The sequence below is a fragment of the Bradyrhizobium sp. CW1 genome, from assembly GCF_023100665.1.
GTDB lineage: Bacteria > Pseudomonadota > Alphaproteobacteria > Rhizobiales > Xanthobacteraceae > Bradyrhizobium > Bradyrhizobium canariense_D.
In genome coordinates this window covers 7101207-7122515 of the sequence record NZ_CP064684.1, presented here as the reverse complement: position 1 = coordinate 7122515, position 21309 = coordinate 7101207, and the positions used below count along the sequence as shown (strand labels likewise).

Below are 21309 nucleotides of genomic sequence, written 5' to 3'. Positions count from 1 at the left end.
AGCGCTCATGAACAAGGACGTCCACGATATCCTCAATCGCTACATCGCAGCGGAGCTAGGGCGTTCCTTCGTGCTTCCCGACGTCACCGAGCTCTCGCGCCAGCGCTCGGCGTTCCTCGCGCACTTCGGGCCTGAGCAGCTCGCCAAGATGAGCGGCTCAGAACTGCTGCGGCAGCTCCCACACAACGCGAGCAACGACCAGCCAATGGACTACTGGCTGGAGTTCAAGAACGACGACGAATTCAACTTTGCGCTCTTCGGCAGCATCGCGGGTGGCTCGGCGGCGAAGTTTGGGCCGTGGCAGGAGAAGAAGAGCGGCTCGTGGCGCGCGAAGCTGGAGGGAGGACGGGAGATCTCCAACATAAGCGAGGCCGACGCATTGAAGGCGCTGGAGGAGCGCCGCTCCGAGCTGCTTGAGGCGGTCGAGGCGTTGCGCGCTTTCCATGGCAAGGACGCCAAGAACATCGACCCGCAGAAATTCCAAGATACCGTTGAGGACGCAGCTCCGCGCTGGAGCAAGAGCGCATGGATGCACAAGTACCTGCACCTTGTGTTCCCTGACCTCGTGACGTGGAACGCGACGACGTCGTGGTCAGAAGCCACCCTCTACTACGTGGGCGAGACGCCGCAGTGGCAGGGGCTCTACGCACTCGACATCCAGATCATCCGCTTCTGGAACAGCCTCCCAACGCTGGCCGACTTGCCGGTCCAACTTCGCTATCGAGTCGGTAAGGGTCTCATCCCGCGAGACCACTGGTGCCTTGGTCTCGCGGGCGAGGTTTCGGCGTGGAAGGAGATGCTCGCTCACGAGCATCTTGCGCTGGGGCCTGCGAAGGTCGGTAGCCTTGCGGAGGCCATCGCGCTAAACAAGAAGCGCGACATCCGCCTCGCCGTCGAGACGGCCTTTCAAGACGCCTCGCTACCCACCTCGTCAACCGAGGCGCGCAACCTGACCGAGTTCGTCTACCGTCTGAAGGAAGGCAGCCTCGTGGCGCTGCTCTCGGACGCGTCCACGGTCGTCGCCGTGGGCACCGTGACGGGCAGCTACCGCTTCGCGCAAGGAGCGGAACGGCCGCACCAGGTTTCGGTGCGATGGGTCCACAACCGGAGCTTCGAGCTGTCTACCTCCATCAGCGGGTTCGGAACGGGCTTGGTCGCGCTCGAGCCGACGCATCCCGCGGTCGCAGATCTCGAGGCATCGCTGCTCGTGAACGGCATCGGTCCCGCGTCCTGGCCCAACTTCAGCGCGCTCGCCGACACGCCTTCGGTTCTACCACCCAAGTCAGTCGTCAGCGGCGCTGCGCACTCGTCAGGCGTGATGGTCGATCCGCCACCGCCACTCGAAGGCATCGCGCGCCAGGTCGTCGACATGCTCGACCGGAAGCGGCAGGTCATCCTCTACGGCCCTCCGGGCACCGGGAAGACGTATCACGCGGACCGCATCGCGCTTGAGGTCATCGCTCGCCACAACTTCAACTGTCTGCCGTCGCAGCTTTCGGACCGGCAGCGAGACATGGTCTATGGGCGCGGCGGCACCGATCCGTACATCGCGACCTGTACGTTCCACCCGATGTACTCCTACGAGGACTTCATCGAGGGGTACCGGCCCGATGGCGAGGGTTTCAAGCTGGAGCCCGGCATTTTCAAGAAGATGGTGACGGCGTCGCAGGCGCAATCGGCCAAGCGCTTCGTCCTCATCATCGACGAGATCAATCGAGGGAACATTCCCAAGATCTTCGGCGAGCTCATCACGCTCATCGAGACATCGAAGCGCGGAACGACGAGCGCGTTGCTGCCGCTATCGAAGGAGCCGTTCACGGTCGCTGACAACCTGCTCGTCATAGGCACGATGAACACGGCGGACCGGTCCATCCTGCTGCTCGATACCGCGCTTCGACGGCGCTTCGCGTTCAAAGAACTGCTTCCCGAGCCGCACCTTCTCCGCTCCGGCGGCATCGCGGACGTCGCGCTCAGCACCTGGCTGCGCGCCCTAAACCGGCGCATCGTTGAGCAGCTCGGGCGCGATGGCCGCAATCTCCAGGTCGGTCACGCGTACCTCATGCCGGGCGGCAAGCCTGCTGCCACCATCAGCCGTATCGGGGAGATCGTGCGTGACGAGCTTTGGCCGCTCCTGCAGGAGTACTGCTACGAGGACCCGAACAAGCTCGCGAACATCCTCGCGGCGGACAAGGGCGGCGTATTCGATCGCGACACGGCGAATTTACGATTCGAGCTGTTCGAGCCGGGCCGCGAAGACGCGCTCGCGCAGGCGCTCACGGCGATCGTCACGCCGGACGACAAGAAGCACGACGCCGTGCTTGGCGAGGATCTCCCGGATGACGAGGATCTTGAAGAGCCGCACGACGAACAGGGTCTGAACGCATGACCGCGGCTCCTGTCCTGCAGGTTCGCGAGTGGAGCACCACCACGCCCGACACGCCGAGTGCTGGCAAACTCCTGCGCGACGTGCGCCTCTCCGCTGCGGACCGCGAGCTGATCGCGGAATTGGAGGGCCGCGCCAGCCTGCGCTTCACCGAGCTTCGCTCTGGCCTCTCGGTTTCGGTCGGTCCGCACATCGGTACCGTGAACCTCAGCTCCATGCGACTCGTCATCCTGCCGAAGCTGCGCCTCGACAATTTGATGCGTATGGTCGCGTACGCCTTTGACCTGTCGGATCTGGTCATCACCGAGACGCGTACGACTTACGAGAGCGCGGAACACGGGCTCATCGACCTCCTCGGTCTCTCACTGCTTCGCGCCGTCCAGCGCATCGTCCGTGGCGGGCTGCTGCCCACGTATCAGCCGCGCAATGAGGACCTCGCCACGCCGCGTGGCCGTCTCGACCTGCGTCACATCGCGACCCACCCACGCCTAGCGACTGTGCGCTGCACCTACGAGGACCTGACGGTGGACCACGAGCTGAACCGGGTCTTGGCCGCTGGACTTCGCCTCGCAGCGTCAGTGATGGAGTCGCGCGATCTGCGGCTCGATCTTGCCCGCGCAGCAGACCGCTTCTTCGGCGACCTCGAACATCGCCCGCTCAGCACGGACCGGCTCGAGACGATGCTATCTGGCCTCGATCGTCGGTCGAGCCACTACCGAACCGCGCTGACTGTCATCGAACTCATCCACTACGGTGCGCGCCTTGGCGGACACGTCGAGGCGGGCGCGATGCCACTCTCCAGCTTCACGCTCAACATGAACCTGGTCTTCGAACGCTTCCTCGGGCGCTATTTGTCGGAGAAAAGTCCCGACGATGTGCGCATTGGAATGCAGGACGTTCGCTCGGGCGTGTTTAGCTACCTCGAGAACGCTGGGGGATGGAACCAGCCGACCATCCGCCCGGACTTTGTGTTCCGCCGGCGTACGAAGGTAGTCGCGGTGGCAGACGCGAAGTACAAGAACCGTCACGAGAACCCACCTTCGGCGGCTGAGCTATACCAGCTCACGACCTATGGCTTGGCGTACTCGATGCCGGAGCCGCGCGAGGTGCTGCTCCTTCATCCGCTCGCGCGCGGCGAGTTCGAGCGGGCCACAACACTGCTCTTCGCTCCGTCGGCAGCGGCGCAGCATGTTCGCATCCGGCTCGTTGGCGTGCCCGTCGACGACTTGCTCGACGGCACGCTCAAGCGCTGGTGGCCGCTCGATGCAGTGAACGCGACGGCCCCCGTGGCCGCTCGGGTCGTCTCGGGTGCCGGCCAGATTGGGGTGCCCTGATGGGCACGCGCCGAGCCTTTTGCTGATCGTCTCGATCGGGGCCTGAGATCACAGGAGAACGCCGGTGCGGGAGTCGCGGCCGCAGCGGGCATAGAATCTTTTGCTGTGACTTGGTCCAAGTGGATTTCCGCGCCCTGACCGGCAGATATTCGATTGGCCTATCGGCACTTTGGTCTAGACTAAACCCTTCGCATTGCACTCCGCCAAGAAGCTCGGCCATTTATCCACGAGCAGATATGGAGGTCGCTCGCTTCTCCGCGATAGCAGAACAGCAAGATTGGCGCCAGGTGTCCGGGGTGCGCTTCTCTTTGAGTCTCCTTATTCAACATGGACTGTCACATCGTAGCCCAGCGATCTCAGCGCTTTTGACGTGCGGCCGTTCCTGGGAGGGAAACGATCTGGCAGCGCCCATCCAACTAGTTCGCCAAGAGCACTTATTCCAAGGCCATCAATTTTCCACTTGGGCTCACTCACGGCCTGCCAGAGGCGCTCGGGCAACTGTTCACTAGACCCTCCATATAGGACATGCTGAAGGAGTTCATTGACGCGCACACCGTTTGTCGATTTGTCATTCCAAATTCGCTTGGAAAGCGCGGTGACCTTATCTGGTATGGTGTAGGGGGTACCGTCTGGAAGCCCTACCGCCTTGTTCGGAACGCGTCTTGCGTAGTCCTTGATCGCATGCACTCTCATGCAGATCTGACGAAAGGCCTCCTCAGTCATAGAGCGCAACGATTGCTCAGCTAAGGCTGCGCGGAGGTAGGGCGCAGTAACGTTAAGCATCTCGTCTTCAGAGGACGGGGCGGTACGGAGCTGTCGCCACCACTGCACAGTCTCAGCCAACACCTGCTCGCGATGGTGATGATTTTGCTCGAACAGCGCAGCATAGTTGGCCCTCCTTCCATCAAACGTGCGCTGATAGTAATGTGCATGTAAGAACTGATCTGCCTGAGATCCAGCAGATGCCGACTCACTGATCCACGCGGGACGATTTTCAGGCCGGCTGATTCTTGCTCCAATGTCTCGAAGGTCCTGTAGCGTCGCGTGCCATTCCTCGAGGAATACTTGACGTTTTCGGTCCATCGCGTTCTTGGGGGCGGTTTGGACCAAACCTAGCCACTTCTTGAAGCTTGGGCTCGCCCAGAAATCCTTGGGTTCCGGAATCGCGGCTGAGAGAACCCGGGCTCTTCTTTTCATCTCCTCCAGCAATTCCTCGGTGAGCGGCGTGGCGTTCGTTTCAAGAGTGGCGAACAGGTCCAAGATATCGCTGGCCATGTCATCGCTGAGTTCTTCTTCTGAGAAGAAACATCCGGCCTCGACATTTTTGTACCACGCGCCGCCCGAGAGATTTGCCGAACCGATGTATACCCCAACTCCACGCCACCAAATGACTTTAGCGTGGTGATGTTGAACAAGCCGGCAGACAAACTTCTGAGACTTTTTGCGAAGGAAATCAGTAAGGATTGGGACGCTGACGGCAACACCGTCATCTAGTCTGCCGTAGAATCTCAACGGAATATTGTGTTGCCAGCACCAGTCAAAAATAAGCGATGCATCCGTTGCGTATGCTACAGCCGCTAGAACCTCACTCGTGTCTTGAGCGCAATTCATGGTGATGTTTCGAAGATAGTGGCCGTTAATGCCACCCATTATTAGCCGCATCGAAGATTTCCAATCTCAAGCGCTCGTCTGAAATGACTTGTTGCAGTCTTGCTCTGTAGAAGCTTGGGAGCAATCGAACCAGCTGGAGTAGCGGGAAGCCTACGCGGAAACTAGAGGCTCGCCCTCAATCGTCTTAGGATTGCCCACGAAGAGGGGGGCGACTTCGCCTTTGCATCGGATATTAGTTTCTTCAAAAGGCCTGAAAACACGGCTAGAGCGGTTTCTTCACTTGGAAACACTTTCAGACGCCGTGAGTCGGAGAGTTCCCAGCCGCTTCCCCTTAATTCCGCGTGCGCGTACAGTTGGAGAGACTGCTTCCGCTTCTCCAGCTCCAATGTGAAGCCTACTTCAAGCGCGATAGGACTCCGGCCCTTTGCGCGGCTGGGATCCCTTAGTGTGCCGGTTGCGCAAAAGTAAACATAGCCCCCGCTGACATATGCTTCCGTGCGCTTCGGCAACTCATCATGTTTCAAAAGGCCGCTGACGTCTCGCTTTAGTCTCTTAACGTCAAAATATTGATTGACATAGAAGCGCCTCCGAAAGCGCGCTGGAAGCAAATTGGAATTTACATCCCGAACTCGCTCGCCAATCACCTCCACGTCGCCCAGGAGCTTGTTCATCAACTGCGGCCCGGCTGTCACAGACGCCGCGCTTTGAAGTCTTCCTAAGCCGGTTTGGTGCGGCATTCCCAACATCTGAACGAGAAGAAATTTGGCAGTCGAACTGTCCTGTCCGTTCAAACTGATAGACTGATATACACCCACTCCAATGTCCTCCAGATAGCGACAGACAAGGTTCGCTAGCGGTCCTTGAGCGCCATTGTTCAGCGCCCGATAAATGTCGTCGTATCTCAAGAGCGCTACAGACCGCCCCTTTGAACGAGCGGCGGTCAGTTTCCGGATGTCAGCCTCGCTAGGACGAAAGCGGTAAACGTAAAGAAATCCGACTTCATTCGTTACGGCTCTCAAATAATCTGTCAGCTGCGCTCCGTTGGCTGGACTTTTGTTGTCGTATTCCTTCACCTCAACAAAGAGCACTGGCTGCCCACCCAGCCTAAACAAGAGATCGGCTCTTCGCCGAATGCCGCCTTGTCCGGGAAGCGGCTGCTCGCATGCTGCGTTCAACTCTCCCCTTCTGATTTGATCTGCAAATCGCATCCAGAAACTCGATCCTTTGAGAGTTTCGAGAATTGCGAGAAAGGAGTCCGGCTCGGTACGAAAGAGCTCAAGAAGCACTATCGAAAAATATCTACCATCGTATTGCTGCTGGAAAAACTGTCGTACAGATTGAAAGAAGCTTGTCATAATCCGCAGTTCAACCGTGAGAATGAACCCTCGAGTGCTTGGCAAACCAAAGCTACACAACGTCAGGTGATGCCTGCTGCAGGCGGGCACGGCAGTGGTGGAAGGACTTCATTTAATATCCAAGACTCGCTCTGCCGTCATAAGCACCAATAATGCCCGAGCGGCGCCGGTTTGATTGCGATATTGCCTAAGCTGGTCACCGTATGTGGCCAGCCTAGACTGGTCTAGAGCCACGTCGCTTTTCCAATCAACGACGACGCGAATCCTGCCATCCCCGTCGCGGGATGCAGCATCTATGACGCCGGAAATAAGTGTCTCTCTCGTGCCAGTACGGTCGCAACCCAGAACGATCTGCTCCGGAACCAAAGATCCACGCAGAGCTGCGACCGGAGGCAGATTCAAGCTTCTCGAAACCGTTGACGCAAGTTCAGCTGGAGAAATGCCTTCGCCCGGGTTTTGGCTGGGCTCCAGTCCAAGCTGAGACAACAGCTCGATCGAACGTCGTTCAAGCTCCGTCGGCGCATCTGGTGTTTCTCCCGTTAAAACTTCCTCCATTAGCTTATGCAGTATGGTGCCGCGAGTAGCGCTACCACGCACCTCGATCGGTTCTGGCGTTGCGTCGACCTGCTCTGGGTCGGAATAAACTCGTTCCCCTTCGATTTGCTGCAGGGCGTCGACCTCATGACGGCTCGGCCGATTCCAAATGATTGTGTGGTATGCCTCTGAAATCTTATCGGCTTGCTCTCCGAACAGCTCGACACTTTGCTTGTTTTCTTCGGGAGTGGATAGCGCCGCTCTTTCGGTGCCGAGGTCTGTTGGTTCAATCGCCCGCAGAGCCGGAAGATCGAGATCGACCAGCCGCGCCCATGACTTGTCAGAAAGCTTTACGGAATGGCGCGGCAGGATGAGCAAATCTCGAGCTCTGGTCGCAGCAACATACCACAGGCGAACGCGTTCACGAGCCAACTCGAGCTCATTCCAGGATTTTAGCTGGGCATAGCCTGCGGGCTCGATCCCTAAGACCGGAGCCGAAAACTCGCCGGATCGTCGATCGTGCATGATTCCGGTCTCAGACTTGGGTGCTCCAGTCATGTTGATTGGAATAACGACCGGCCACTCTAGACCCTTCGCGGCGTGAATGGTGATTAGAGCAAGGGATTGCTCCTCGGCGTCCGGGCGCCCCTCGATCTGGAGAACCTGTTCCTCCCAATTCGCCCTCATGTCCCTCGCAAATGCAAGGAATCCACGCACATCGTAGGCGCGCGACATCTCGAGGAATAGGTCTAGATTTGCCAGCACACGATCAGCACTGGCGGGAAAACGATGACGAAAATGCGCACGGACGTTAAGCAGACCGACGGCGTCCGAAAGTAGCGCATAAGGTGTTGTCGAACGCGCTCTCCGCGCGAGAGACTGCAAGATTTTGATGGCGTCGCGCGCCAATTCATGATCGATGTTCTCGAGCTCGGTCCAAAGCGTGAGATTCGGAAGGCGGTCGGGATACTTCGGGTCGGTGGGAATGCCGTCGGCAATATCGAGCAGCTCAGTTTCCGATAGGCCAACCAGAGGACCACGCAGTAGAGCCCCCAGGGCAAGCGTGTCGCGCGCATCAGCGATTGCGCGAGTTAGCGCGATGAGATCCTGAATTTCCTGCCGGCGAAAGAAACCCTTTCCAGCCTGTGTCGAGACTGGAATTCCACGTTGTTCTAACGCTTCTTCAAACCGCCAGAGATCGGTTCCGACCGGGGCGAGAAGCGCGATATCTCCGAATCGGCAAGGCCGTAACTCCCCTTTCTCTCTGATCTCGACGTTACCAACTATTCTTGAGCACAGCTCCGCGACCCGGTCCGCTTCTGCATCACGCAATCGCTCGGCACTGTCCTCGCCATCCTCGACCGCAACATCGAGTGCTGCGACTGTCAGCGCATTCTTTTCTGGAAGGCGGGTAGCTGCCAGAGCTGTAAAACCGGGCTGCCCTGCTGCCGTGGAGAGCGGGCTTGCGAACGCTTTGTTGACGAATGACAGAATTGGTTCAACCGAGCGAAAGTTCGCAACGATGTTGACCACCGATGGATTGCCGATTGCCTCTCGCGCTCGAAGATAGGCGTTTACATCAGCGCCGCGGAATCGATAGATGGCCTGTTTCGGATCGCCGACAAGAAAAAGGGAGCCCGGGCGAAGGGTTCTGGTCAGAGGATCCCCGTCTTCATCAATTGCGGGATTGCCACATAGGCGCCACAGGATCTCGAGTTGTAGCGGATCTGTGTCTTGAAATTCATCTACCAGGACGTGCCGATAGCGCCTCCCAAGCGCCTTCCGCACATCTTCGTTGGCGACCAGAAGATTCTTGGCGGTGTTTAGCAAATCGTCGAAATCAAGCAGCGCGGCTGAGCGCTTGTACTCGCGCCATTCGGCGGAGAGCAGCTTCATCGCGCTGACAACACGGGCAAGAAGCTCGCCGGCCACCATCGCCATCAATTCACTGAGCGCCTGATGACAGGCGTCATACCTGGCGGCGCAAGCCTGGAAGGCGATCGTGCCGTGGGCCTTGGTCTTGCCTGCAGCAGCTGCAGCTCTCTCCCAAGCGCCTTTGGTCCTCAGCTGCCTTTTGCTTCCGGTTTGAGTGAAACAAGCAACATGTCGAGGAATAGTCGCGGCTTGAACAAGGGCGCGGTTGGGAGGCTTGGTGACTAGTAAATCAGAGCCACCGAGCACCATTACCATTTCGATAAATGTCGTGCACGCTTGGCTGGTTTGTTCCTCTTGAAACTCGAGCTGAGCTATCTCCTTCTCAAAAGCCGCGGCTGCCACGGACAGGTCTTGGGCAAGGGAAATTGACCAACCGTGATTTGGGAGCCTCGCATCACGGTTCTTTCTAAGAAAATCTGCAATGCTCCGAATAAGATGAAGGCCACGAGCTTCGTCCGCAAGGATGAGCTCGGCGACGATGCCGTCGTCGCGTTCGCCGGAGAGGTGCTCCTTAAGCCAATAGAGATATCGCTCATTGAAGGCGATGTCTCCCTCGGTCGGATCAACAATCTCGGCGCCGGGATCTATTCCTGATTCTGCCGGGTAGGGCTTAATCAGAACTTGCGCGAACCCATGTATGGTGGTGCAGAGTAGTTCATCGAGGGATTGCTTTGCGCGGACGAGATTTTGACGTTGATTGTCTGATATCCCGTTGGGGAAAGCCCTCATAATGTCGTCTGGAATCTCGTTGACCGAGAGGGAGCTAACGAACCTTTCGATGCGAATCCTCAATTCGCTCGCAGCGAACTCAGTGAATGTGATCGCCGCCACATTCTTGGGGCTGACGCCCTGAGCGAATAAGTACGCTACGCGCCCGGCCATGATGGACGTTTTGCCGGAACCCGCACCAGCTTCCACCAGCATGGACCGGTCGATGTGGGTCAGGGCCGCAGTGCGGGCAGCTAGATCCGGAAGTTCGCGTGCCTTCATTATGGCGCCTCCCAGATCTTGATGGCCTCACCGAGCCGCTTATCGGCAATGGGGCGCTTGCGGGCCAGATAGCTCGGGTTGGCAGGCAGCGCGAAAGAGTAGTCGTTAAAGCTGTCGGCCGCGTCGATACCCGGAAGCGCCAGCCCCTTTTCAAGACCAGCCCGCGCACATGCTATGGCCGTAGCTAGCGTATCCAAAGTCCCGTTGATATCCCTCAGGGGATATAATGCCTGCTCCCCGTCGGCTGCCTTCGGGTAGAGCAGAGCTGCTTCAACCTTTACTTTTGGACCAAGCAGCGTTCGGACGGCAAAGGCGTACAGGCAGCGCTGCAGTTCAGTGCCGCCTTTGAGCACCACGTCCGCCATGTCCCGAGCCAGACGCCCAGTTTTGTAGTCGATGACCCTTGCCTGGCGTTTGTCGCTCGACAAGTCCAGCCGATCGACCTGGCCTTGGATCATGATTCCCGTCCCTGGAATTTCGACAGATCGCGATGGGTCCCACGGGAGCTGACTGCGGCTGCGGCCATCTGCCATTCCGAATGGAATTTCGGTCCAGCTCTTTTGATCCGGCAAGCTATCCAGACGATAAGTTAAGGCCGCTGTCGCGACCTTGCGGGTTGCATCCATGGCATTCCGCCAGATTATTGGAGGCGGCACAGGTTGCTCGGTTTCCCATTGCGCGGCCGTCGCCCTAACCGCTTCCTCAATGGCTTTGGTGACATCGTCGAGTTTGGCTCTTCCAAATCCGCCATTTGACTCGAGCGTGCCGACAGCAAGCTGAAGAGTTTCGTGGACGAGAAGGCCGAAACTGAGTGGATCTACACTAAACGGTTCGTCGGTCTCCTCCGGCTGACGCCATCCCAGAGCGTATCGCCAGACAAAGCGAATAGGATCTCGCAATAGCAACCGCAAGGAAGTGGCAGACATGGGCTGCTGAAATATCTTATGGAGCCGCAGATGATTTGGGCGAACAAGGCCGTCGTGGGAGTTAATTTGGCGCCTATACCAATCTTGCCACGCCGCTAACCCGGACCGCGCGCTCGGTGTAGCCCGGAATTCCGTCGGCCGAGCGGTTAAACGATCTGGCTCGCTTGCGGCATGTTCCGGGACCCTGCCGTAACTTAGGTAGGCCTCCTTGAACTCGCCGACTAAAGGTGAACGCCCCAACAGGCGCCCCTCGACGTCACGCCGGCTGAAGGAGATCGATGCTTGGGTAGCGCTGGCGACAATGGTCGCGAAATCACTGCGGTCCGCGTCTGACACGGGTAGTGGGTCCAGATCCTCGATCGGAATGATGTGATCGGGGATGAGGCGGTCCTCTGAAATTCGGCGCGGCCACCGGCCGGCATTCAGTGCGAGCAAGCGAACGAATGGTCGAGGTGAGGCCGCAAGTGAAATGGCCGGTGTCCAAATTGGATGCGAAGCTGGTTCGAGATCGTCAGCAATGCGAAGCCGAGTGAGGGTAACGGGAAGTGCTGTGGCCGGCCCATCCTCAAGTGCGAGCTGCCAAAGCTTCAAAGGCAATTTTGGGAGCAGCTTTTCTCCAGCTTCCTGGGCTGCTGCGGGGCCTTTTTCAAGAATCTGCAACACGTCAAGCACGGTCTCGGACCGGTCGACCCCGCCCGGCCAAGCGGCAGGCTCCACTGAGGAGAACGCCTGCTTCCACCGTTCGAGAGTTGAAAGAGGGGCATCGGCAGGAAGAACGCGGGTCCAGCCCCGTGGTAATCCGGCAAGACATTCGGTGCCATCCAGCCGGCGCAGCAAACGCTGAACTCGCGCTTGGGAAATCCCGTTGACGAGAACGTCAGCCAACGCCGCAGCGGTTTGACCTGCCGGGGTTGCGACGGCTTGGATGCCTTGCACGAAGTGAATCGGAATGTTCGTTTCGTGAGATAGCGCCGAGACGTAGTCGTCGTAATCGGCGGGGCTCGCGGCCGCTATGGCAATATCTTCCGGCCTTGCCTTGCCATCAGCAAGAAGCGATCGCATCCATCGAAAGGCTTCTAAAACCTCGTGCTGCGGCGTGGCGCAAGAGTAAACATCTGGCGCAATTCCCGATGGCGGATTTTGCCGGATTTCGATCTTCTCGCCGATGACCCAACCTGGGACTGACCGCGGACCGGCTACCCAAACCACGGGCACGCAATGCGCAAGCGCGAGAAGTAATCGGCGCCAGCAAACCGGCATTTCACTATGGCTGTGAATTTCGACCGGGCCCAACACCGCGGGCGCATGGGTGAGCCGGCTAAGCGCGAGATCAACCAATACCCGCGGCGTTTTCATTGAAGGCGGCAGCCGCTGCAAAACCTGGGATTCCAGAGCGGCCATCGCCTGGAGTCGAGGGTGCTCGGAGGTGGAGAGATCGATATCCGCACGCCAGATTTTGTCGAGAGCGCTAACGACGGCGCGGACCATCCCGGGCAGGCTCTTTATTTGCTCAAGCTCACCGAGAGAGATGGTGGGCAACGCGTTTCGGACGGCTTCACGCAATGAATCGATATCGATAGGCCCAAGGAAGCCGCCCGCAAGGCGTCCGGCAACTTGCCCCATGCTCATGATCTGCAGCCCGATTTCTCCCCGCCGCGCCGCCGCCACCCGGGCCATGTGGGCTGCAAAATTTGTGTGGACGACAATGGTACGGCGCGTTGGCAGTATTGCGCTCACAAGAGCCCCACCCGGCAAAGAAGTCATAGAAAATCAATTGTTCGAAGCACTATTCCTCATCCTAGAAGCCCTGCCAATAGGAAGCCTCAGGTAGAAGGTGGTTAAGTGCGTCCAAATCTGACGTGCTGCAGTGGAAAACTTCGCCTCTCTTCAGGACTTCAGCTGCTTCCAATGGCCCAAGACAAGATTCGCAAGGCATGCATACGGATTCCAGCCGAATGGGAATCCCACGAGTGTTGCTGGATGGCTTGGGCAGTTCATCGCGAGTGGAGCGCTCGCGACGCCGCCAGAATAAAGCGCGATTTGACTAAAGTCGTACACGCGATCGCTCGCTTTGAGCCTGTCCGCCTGCTGGCTCCGCGCGGTCGTGCGTTTCGCGAGGCCAGCGAGCACTTTGTGGATTGTTCGACGGTTACCGTCATTGAAGCGCCGGTAGATGATTTCTGGATGCGAGACGTCATGCCGACCTTCGCTATCCATGCTGATCGCGGTCAGAGACAGGTCGTGGCAATCGATTGGAATTTTAACGGCTGGGGCGGTACGCCCGAGCGCGCTGCGCGGGCTGGTGACCAACTCGCTATCTCCGCAGCTTCAATTTTTGGCGTTCCGCGCGTCGAAACGTCGTTTGTCGCTGAGGGTGTCAATCGGCGTTCAAATTTGACCCCGTATCGGCGTCCAATTTTGACCCGTTCGAGCGGCGGGTTTTGGCGGTAGCGCTCGCACCGTCGGAGCTGGTCGGGGTTGCGGAGACGGTGCGAGCGCGGGTTGCGTGATCGTCGTCGCGGCTTTTGAAGCGCCAGCTGTCGTTGCCGGTCTCGACGATGTCGCAATGGTGGGTCAGGCGATCTAGAAGCGCGGTGGTCATTTTGGCGTCGCCGAAGACGCTGGGCCATTCACCGAACGCGAGATTGGTGGTGACGACGATGGACGTGCGCTCGTAGAGCCGGCTGACGAGGTGGAACAGGAGCTGGCCGCCGGATTGGGCGAACGGTAGATAACCGAGTTCGTCGAGGACGATGAAGTCCATCCGGGTCAAATGCTCGGCAATCCGACCTTGCCGTCCATTGCGGGTCTCGATCTCCAGACGGTTGACGAGGTCGACCACGTTGTAGAAGCGGCCGCGGGCACCGGATCGGATGCAGCTTCTGGCGATTGCGATGGCCATATGTGTTTTGCCGGTGCCGGTACCGCCGATCAGCACGGCGTTACGTTGCTGGGCGATGAAGCCGCCGCCGGCGAGATCATTGACCAGCGTCTGGTTGATGGGTGTGCCTTCGAACTGGAAGTCCTCGAGATCCTTGGCCAGCGGCAGCTTGGCGATGGTGAGCTGGTACTTAATCGAGCGGGCCTGCTTCTCGTTGATCTCGGCGTTGAGCAGGTCGCCGACAATGCGCTGGGGTTCGTGCTGGCGTTTGACAGCGGTCGCCATGATCTCGTCGAAGGCAGCCTTCATGCCGTAGAGTTTGAGCTCGCCCATGAGGTCGAAGAGTTGAGTACGTTCCATCAGATGGTTCTCCTGAGGTTGTCGTAACGGGCACAGTCGGCGATCGGGGCGTGGCGCAATGTCAGTGCGGCCGGGGTGAGAATGTTGGCTGGCGGCGCAGGATCACGCTGGCGGGCCAGGATGTTGAGCACGACATCGGCGGAATGAACGCCGTGAGCGATCGCCTCGGCGCAGGCTGCTTCGACGGCCGGCAAGCCGTCGGTCAGAACCGCGTTGAGGATATCGACCATCTGCCGGTTGCCATCGTCGGCACTGGTAAGCTTACGCCGCACACGTTCGATCGCAGCCGGAAGCACCCAGTCCTTGAAGGGAGCGCCGTTGCGCAAGGCACCGGGTTTGCGAGCCAGTACCGGCACGTAATGCCAGGGATCATAGGTCGTCTCGCCGCGGCCGAACGAGCGAGCATGCTCGGCAACGATGCGTCCGTCCTGACGGATCACAATGCGGTCGGCGTAGGCGTGAACCTCGACAGGCCGCCCGACAGCGTTGGCCGTGACCGAGTATTTATTGTTGTCGAACCGCACCAGACAGGTCGTCGAGACCGATGCCGGCACCGCGTGGAATCCGTCGAACCGGCCGGCATAGGGAACGAGCTTCGGCCGCTCGGCTTCGAACACCTCCCAGACCGTCTGTTCGGCCAGTTCTGGATGCCGGTGCGCCTTGGCGTAGGCGATGCACTTGTCCAGCAGCCACGCGTTCAACTCGTCGAGGGTTTTGAACCGCAGCCGCGGCGTGAAGAAGCGCTCCCGGACAAGCCCAACCTGGTTCTCGACCTGGCCCTTCTCCCAACCCGACGCTGGCGTGCAGGCAACCGGATCGACCAGGTAGTGGCTGCACATCTGCATGAAGCGGCGATTGTAGAGACGCCCTTTGCCGACGAAGATCGTCTCCACCGCCGTCTTCATGTTGTCGTAGATGCCGCGCACGCAGGTGCCCTTGAACAGGGCGAACGCCCGGTCGTGGGCGTCGAACACCATCTCCTGTGTCTCGCGCGGATAGCAACGCACGAACAGCATCCGGCTGTGGCAGAGCCGGACATGGGCGGCCTTCACCATCACCGTCACGCCATTGAGCAGGACGACCTCGTGGCTCCAGTCAAACTGGTAAGCTTCTCCGGGCGCAAAGCTAAGCGGGACGTAGGCAGCGGCCGTGGATTGTCCGCGCTCCTTGCTCCATCGCCTGGCGTAGCGCCGCACGGCGTCGTAACCGCCGTCATAGCCGCGCTCACGCAGCTCCTCGAACATCCGGATCAATGTCAGTTGCTCGCGAGCGGACTTGCCCGCGTTCCCTGACAACAACCCGTCGAGTTCTGCTGCCCATCGTCCCAGCTTCGGCCGCGGCTGGACAACACGCTCGTACTCGAATGAGGTCTCTCCCGATCTCAGCACCTTCCGGACTGTGTTCCGCGACACCTTCAGGTCACGGGCGATCTCCTTGATCGTCTTGCCCTTGATGAAGTGCTCGCGCCGTATCCGGGCGATTGTCTCCACGATCAGCATCCCCGACCACCTGCTTCATGACGAAGCAGGCAGCGCAACAGACCAACCTGTAGGGGGTCAATTTTGGACGCCGATCCCCCGGCTTAGGGGGTCAATATTGCAGGCCGAATGACATCGAGCGAAAACCCTTCCGCACTGCCGCGCATGTCGAGAGCGACGCGAAGCAGTGCCTCCAATTTCTCATACCGCATTCTGGTCCCCGAGCCCTTCCCAGAAAAGGATATTACGGGGGCATAGCCGGATTCGCCAAGCGGGCTCACGTAAGATCCGGCAACAACATTTCGACCGGCGGAGGAGCGCCTCTGACCCGCCGGCGTCGCGGCCGGGGCCTCCAAGTCAGATTGTCGTTCGCAACGATCTGCGCGATCGAGCTGATAACTGCCTCAGAAGGAATTTGGACAGCCTCGAACGCGCTGAGGATCCTATCGTGATCTTGAGGCTCAAGATCGGTGTTCTCGGGGCCTTTAACCTCGTCCAGAAACCAACCGAGACGACCGCTTCGGGTGACCGAGCAGGCAGCTTGTAGGCCAGCATCTTGCCAGAGGTAAATCGCACACTGCCCATGCTCCACGTTCCAGACGTAGCTTTCCAAGCAGTTGCGCCACTTTTTCGCAAGAACCCGTAGCTGACGTCCGGAATCGATGCGCTCCGCGTGCTCCACGCGAGCCGGCGGCAGAGCGTCAGGGAGCGGCAAGCTTTCGACAATAGACTTCAGTTTTGCGAGCAGCTGGTTGGGCTGCCGGGCACGTGCCAGCTCAGCGACAACCTGATCGAAGCTTAGCTTGCCGCTACGCATTGCGATGCACCGCAGCCCTCGCGAGAAAGAGCTCATGTCTCCGAGATTCTCATGCATCGAGAAAACGACTCGGCGCAGGGCTTCCGGAACATCTTTCATGGCCCTAATCGTCGAATCTTGGATCTCGAAGGTGTGAAGGATCAGCCGCGCTGCGTCCGGATCAGCAAGGAGCTTTACAAGTCCGCGGTAGCTCTCCGCCTCCATCAGGAAACTCGGCATCACGCTCACAGCACGCTTGAGACCCGACGGCTGGTGACCGACGGTTGTGTCCAGGATCATTTCGGCTGATCCTCGAAAAAGGACCCTCGCTAACTCTGAACTCGGCGTGCCTTCAACGTGTGCGAGGGCCGTTCCAATCAGATGCATCCGCGTCCGGCTGACGTGGATCAAATCTGCCAAATATTCGGGCTGATCCCGAAGCATAGCTATGAGTTTCGGGATTGCCCATTTGAACGGTTCGAGCAGAAAGCCGGGCGGTCTTTCGGCCGAAGCTAAGATACCAAGTTCAATAATTGTGTTCTTCATCATAAGCTCCTGGTTGAGCTCATGTACCGCTTCTGTACGACAGATTTGGACGTGTTTGCCGGACGGTAGACAGCAGGTCGTCTGCTGAAACCATCAAGCGAAAGCACTCGAGGCTTGGAAATGCAGGCAGCTTCGCGATGCGATTTTGGCTTGCCTGACCAGCGTTTGGGCGTTTGGAGTTCGGCGCTGCGCCCGATCGGTCCGACAAGAGCGCTCACCCTGCATTTTTACCAACGCCCCATGAGCCAGGCCGCGCGTTGTCTTATCCGAGGTCTCCGGAGAAGCCGTCAGCCGCGCCCAAGATTGGCGAAAGAGGCGCTGATTCTGCAGATCCTACGAAGTGTGCCTAGGGGACGCTTCATGCGTCCGAACGGCGCGCGACGATTAAGGAGATGTTGTCTCGTGCGCCGGCAGCAAATGCCTTGGCTACGAGCTTTCGCACAGACTGGAGGGGCGTCTTGGTATCTCTCAAGCTCTCGCCGATGACCTGATTATCGACCAAATCGGTGAGTCCGTCGCTGCAAAGGAGCAGCGTCTCTCCGGGTGCAAGGCAAGGGTCGACGGAGACGTGGGGTTCGACCGGAACGGGGAACGAGGTTCCTCCCATAGCCTGGGTGAGAGCATGTGATCGGCGGGAACCGAAATAGCCGCTCTCCCATTGGGGCACATCGTCGTGGCTGAGTTGCACCAATTGGCCTGCGCTTAACAGGTGGCAGCTACTGTCGCCGACATTAAATGCGAGCAGTCGCTCGGCCGTCAGGACGGCTCCCACTATGGTCGAGCCCATGCCGAGTGCTTCTTCGTGCTCACTCATGATCTTGAACAGATGCTGATTCGCGTCCCCGATGGCTTGGGCACAGGAGGCAGGATCTGAAAGCCGATCGCCGGCTGCGACCAAATAATCGAGGACTGCTCGACTAGCCATCGCGCCATGCACGTGACCACCCATGCCGTCCGCGATCATCAGGAGGGCGCAACCGGTCTGTGCCGTGATGACCAACGGTGAGTCCATGTCACCGGTCAGGATACGGTTGCCGATGCCGACGGTATCCTCGTTGTGCGGACGTACGCGGCCACGGTGGGTAAATGCAGCTATCGTCCAGTTCGGCATTCTTTCGGTCGTTCGATGCGGTTTGGAGGTGCGCGCGGGGAATGTGAGCACCCGCTGTCAGTACGATCATTGCCGCTGCACGCCAATAGGTGCTCCGCGGCGAAGTTCATGGGGCTAACCGAAAAGCCACGAACTTGGCTTGGCAATCGGGCGCTCGTCATGCAGCAGGATCGCCCCCTTGATGATCCGAACCAACGTCCAAATCGTCCACCAAAGTACAACTAAGAAGCCGATGTAGAAATACAGGAGGGAAAAGCCTGCGACGAAATAAAGGAGCCCAATCCAGAACGTGCGGATCTGAAATTGGAAGTGGCTGAGCCAAAGGCCGCTAGCGGTAGTCGCCTTCACATGAGCGATGATGAGGCCCATCACAGTCGTGATGACGGTAAAAAAGCCTAGCGCGTAAAGGGCGTAGACGGCAAAAGCGTAGCCTCGGTCTTTGCTCGGGTGAGACTGATGAATAGACGGTTCAGCGGTATCGGTCATCGTTGGCAGCTCCTGGTGCGCTATCGGTGGATTTCCACGGGCCTCAGTGACGCTTCTGTCGCTCGATCAAGATGAGGTAGCCGCCAGCTGCCGTGATCAGGAGAGCCATGAAGATGATCGCGGCCCGATCCTGCGTGCCGTAGCCAAGAAGCCAGAGGAACACGCCGCCTCCGATCAATAGGCACAACGGCCAGCATCGCTTCATCAGGTTGTTCATTTGTCCCCTCAGAATGTAAGCTCTAACGTGTGGGATTCAGCCAAAGCTTCGGCCAGTTGTGGTCATGAATACCGATTTTATAGGTATCTGAAAAGTCGGTTTATGTCTCTAGTCCCCTCCGGGAGGCTGGATGCCAAAGACGGTCACGTCACCGATTCAGAAGAAGCTCGCAGCCATGCTGGTCGAGTTCAGGAAGGAGGCTGGCCTGCGCCAAGTGGACCTTGCCAAGAAGCTAGGCGTCTATCAAAGTTGGATTACGCACCTGGAGTCAGGGCAACGCCGCATCGATGTAGTCGAGCTCATAGAGTTGGGCCGCATCTTGGATTTCGACCCAGCCGAGGTCGTACGAAGGCTGAGCAAACGATGATTCGCACAATATTTCGGCCGCGCCCGCCGCTGGAATGCGCGGGCGTACACCGGCGGCTGAGACCGACGAAGCTGCAGCATCTGGGGCTTCAACGGCATTTCATAATGACAATCAGCTAATTAGCTGATAAGCTTCCAGAAAATAGGAGAGGTTCTACGGTATGGGTCTGGATATGTCGTCCTTCGGACGTGCAATTGCCTCCGCGCGCAAGGAGAAGGGCATGAGCCAAAAGGAACTCGCCACTAAGATCGTGAAGGAGGACGGCGAGGCAATAACGCCGCAGTACTTGAACGACATCGAGCACGATCGCAGAAGCCCGTCCTCAGACCATTTGGTGAGCGAGTTTGCAAAGGTCCTAAAGATAGATCCGCTGGCTTTGTACGGCGTGATCGGAATGCTGCCGGAGCAGGACAGAAAGCTAATAAGAAAATCCACTCCTGACCAAGTCAACCAGGCATTCGTTGCGTTTCGGAGACACTTGAAAGGATAGCAGTTGAAGTACGTCCGCGACACGATGCATGGTTTTCGGGAGAGGCCTCACTACGAGCCCGCCGAACTTGATTCCATGTTCGAGAAGCTCGTGGCGGACCACCTGCGCAGCAAGCATGGCAAGGTCGAGTTTCCTATTTCGACCGGCGATATCACGACCTTGATCGAGCGGGACGTTACCGATCTGGACCAATATGCTGACCTGACCATGTACGGCGCCGGCGTTGAAGGCGTCACCGAGTTTGCCCGCGCCGGAAAGCCAAGGGTCTCGATCTCCAACGACGTCCATAGGTTCGAGAACCGGCTGCGCACCACCCTCACCCACGAATACGGGCATGTGATACTCCACTCCTACCTGTTTGCGCTGGAGCAGCGCCAACTGGCCGTGGACGGCAATCGGAAGCCCAACGCCATTTATTGCAAGCGGGACACGATGATTTCCGCGAGCAAGACTGACTGGATGGAATGGCAGGCAGGATACGTTTCCGGGGCAGCGCTGATGCCGAAATCCTACCTCCGGAAGACTGTTGCCGGCCTTCAACACTCACGCAACATCTACGGCCCGTGCGAGCCTGGCAGTGCTAATGGCGAAGCGCTGATTCAGGCTGTCGTGAGTGGGTTCGCTGTCTCTCGAGAGGCGGCAACGGTTCGTCTGAAGATCCTCGGCTACCTCGGTCGAGAACAGGCCATCGGTAATCTGTTCACCTGATCAATGCGTTAGCTGCCCGTTGACTCTCCTGTTGGTCGGCCCTAAAATACGTCAATCAGCGTATCTGCTGATTTCGCGACGGACAACGCGGGACGTATAAACTGGATGGAGAGTCATCGTGAGCGGCAATGAAAATGATAATCCCGGCCACGGGGGCGGGAATTCCGGCGGCGGGGGCAATCCCGGCGGCGGAGGAAACCCGGGTCACGGCAGCCCCAACGTCCATATCGAGGTGGATGGGCACAACAAGTCGGTAAGGGCGGGAGACTGGCTCGTCAGCGACCTCAAGGACAAAGTTGGTGTTGACGCCGCCAAGGTGCTTGCGGAGATCACTCCGACAGGGCTCGTCGATCTCGAAGACGAGGCTCATATCGACGTGAAGGAAGGCATGCGCTTCATGAGTCATGCGCGTAAGGGCGGTTCATCATGAGCACCGGGCCGACCAATGACGGTCTCGATGAAAGCCTCCGGCCCATCGCGCAGCTGTGCGATGGAAAGGTGTCTTTCCAAACCGACGGATGGCGAAAGTTGATTCATATGGCGAAGCTTCGCTTCAGGGTCGGTTCCAGCAGTCACGTCATGGATGCGGTCCTCTGCCTCAACTACGACAACCCCTCCTATCCCACGAAACTCTATCTGGCGGAGAACGTGGGTGGCGAAGGCCTGAACTGGAACGAGCAGGCATACTTACTCGGCCGCAACTGGCAGACCTTTTCCTGGAAGGATGTGCCGGCAGACCAGCCATATGTCGATATTCTTGCCTCGCATCTCTCAGCGCTGAGCAAGGGAAAGGCAGCCTAG

General features: G+C 58.7%; 17 protein-coding genes and 1 pseudogene. 7 read left to right on the top strand and 11 right to left on the bottom strand.

Translation table 11 applies throughout. The annotated features are described in order from the left end of the window. Nucleotides 1-7 precede the first annotated feature (7 nt). Nucleotides 8-2386, top strand: a complete 2379-nt coding sequence (locus tag IVB54_RS34190) for an AAA family ATPase (protein WP_247776937.1) — start codon at nt 8-10, stop codon at nt 2384-2386. Next, nucleotides 2383-3717 (top strand): McrC family protein, encoded by a 1335-nt coding sequence (locus tag IVB54_RS34185; protein ID WP_247337800.1) that lies wholly within the window; start codon nt 2383-2385, stop codon nt 3715-3717. Before IVB54_RS34190 ends, IVB54_RS34185 begins: the two co-directional genes overlap by 4 nt. Before the next feature lie 318 nt (nt 3718-4035). Here the strand turns inward: IVB54_RS34185 and IVB54_RS34180 are convergent, their stop codons facing one another. The 11 genes and pseudogenes from IVB54_RS34180 to IVB54_RS34130 all read right to left on the bottom strand — a co-directional run bounded on the left by IVB54_RS34180 (nt 4036) and on the right by IVB54_RS34130 (nt 18943). Further along, on the bottom strand, nt 4036-5379 hold the full coding sequence (locus tag IVB54_RS34180; RefSeq protein ID WP_247776936.1) for a phospholipase D family protein: 1344 nt from the start codon (nt 5377-5379) through the stop codon (nt 4036-4038). A gap of 110 nt (nt 5380-5489) precedes the next feature. Next, nucleotides 5490-6683 carry a hypothetical protein gene (locus IVB54_RS34175; RefSeq protein ID WP_247337798.1) on the bottom strand — a complete coding sequence of 398 codons (1194 nt, stop codon included), beginning with the start codon at nt 6681-6683 and terminating at the stop codon, nt 5490-5492. A 108-nt stretch (nt 6684-6791) separates the two neighbouring features. Next, nucleotides 6792-10142, bottom strand: coding sequence for a UvrD-helicase domain-containing protein (locus IVB54_RS34170; RefSeq protein ID WP_247776935.1), 3351 nt, complete (start codon nt 10140-10142; stop codon nt 6792-6794). Then, entirely contained in the window at nt 10142-12805 is a 2664-nt protein-coding gene (locus IVB54_RS34165) for a PD-(D/E)XK nuclease family protein (RefSeq protein ID WP_247776934.1), read from the bottom strand. The genes IVB54_RS34170 and IVB54_RS34165 overlap by 1 nt, the downstream gene beginning before the upstream one ends. A gap of 150 nt (nt 12806-12955) precedes the next feature. Then, entirely contained in the window at nt 12956-13378 is a 423-nt protein-coding gene (locus tag IVB54_RS34160; RefSeq protein WP_247776933.1) for a hypothetical protein, read from the bottom strand. 67 nt (nt 13379-13445) lie between these two features. Further along, nucleotides 13446-14309, bottom strand: coding sequence for an IS21-like element helper ATPase IstB (istB, locus tag IVB54_RS34155; protein ID WP_346658622.1), 864 nt, complete (start codon nt 14307-14309; stop codon nt 13446-13448). Nucleotides 14310-14317: 8 nt separating this feature from the next. Further along, nucleotides 14318-15808: pseudogene (gene istA / locus IVB54_RS34150) on the bottom strand (IS21 family transposase); the annotation flags it as partial. A 256-nt stretch (nt 15809-16064) separates the two neighbouring features. Beyond that, complete coding sequence (locus IVB54_RS34145; protein ID WP_247337792.1) at nt 16065-17129, bottom strand: hypothetical protein; 1065 nt, start codon at nt 17127-17129, stop codon at nt 16065-16067. 358 nt (nt 17130-17487) lie between these two features. Continuing rightward, the gene (locus IVB54_RS34140; RefSeq protein ID WP_247337791.1) at nt 17488-18240 is read right to left on the bottom strand and encodes a protein phosphatase 2C domain-containing protein; all 753 of its coding nucleotides are present in this window, start codon (nt 18238-18240) and stop codon (nt 17488-17490) included. A gap of 114 nt (nt 18241-18354) precedes the next feature. Beyond that, nucleotides 18355-18726 carry a hypothetical protein gene (locus IVB54_RS34135; protein ID WP_247337789.1) on the bottom strand — a complete coding sequence of 124 codons (372 nt, stop codon included), beginning with the start codon at nt 18724-18726 and terminating at the stop codon, nt 18355-18357. Between the two features lie 43 nt (nt 18727-18769). Further along, complete coding sequence (locus IVB54_RS34130; protein WP_247337787.1) at nt 18770-18943, bottom strand: hypothetical protein; 174 nt, start codon at nt 18941-18943, stop codon at nt 18770-18772. Between the two features lie 130 nt (nt 18944-19073). Between IVB54_RS34130 and IVB54_RS34125 the strand changes: the two genes are divergently transcribed. The 5 genes from IVB54_RS34125 (at nt 19074) to IVB54_RS34105 (ending at nt 21309) form a co-directional block, all read left to right on the top strand. Then, nucleotides 19074-19310 (top strand): helix-turn-helix transcriptional regulator, encoded by a 237-nt coding sequence (locus IVB54_RS34125; RefSeq protein ID WP_247337786.1) that lies wholly within the window; start codon nt 19074-19076, stop codon nt 19308-19310. Nucleotides 19311-19470: 160 nt separating this feature from the next. Next, the gene (locus tag IVB54_RS34120) at nt 19471-19800 is read left to right on the top strand and encodes a helix-turn-helix transcriptional regulator (protein ID WP_126261718.1); all 330 of its coding nucleotides are present in this window, start codon (nt 19471-19473) and stop codon (nt 19798-19800) included. 3 nt (nt 19801-19803) lie between these two features. Next, nucleotides 19804-20508, top strand: coding sequence for an ImmA/IrrE family metallo-endopeptidase (locus tag IVB54_RS34115; RefSeq protein ID WP_247337785.1), 705 nt, complete (start codon nt 19804-19806; stop codon nt 20506-20508). A 118-nt stretch (nt 20509-20626) separates the two neighbouring features. After that, entirely contained in the window at nt 20627-20938 is a 312-nt protein-coding gene (locus IVB54_RS34110) for a hypothetical protein (protein ID WP_247337783.1), read from the top strand. After that, complete coding sequence (locus IVB54_RS34105; protein WP_247337781.1) at nt 20935-21309, top strand: hypothetical protein; 375 nt, start codon at nt 20935-20937, stop codon at nt 21307-21309. Before IVB54_RS34110 ends, IVB54_RS34105 begins: the two co-directional genes overlap by 4 nt.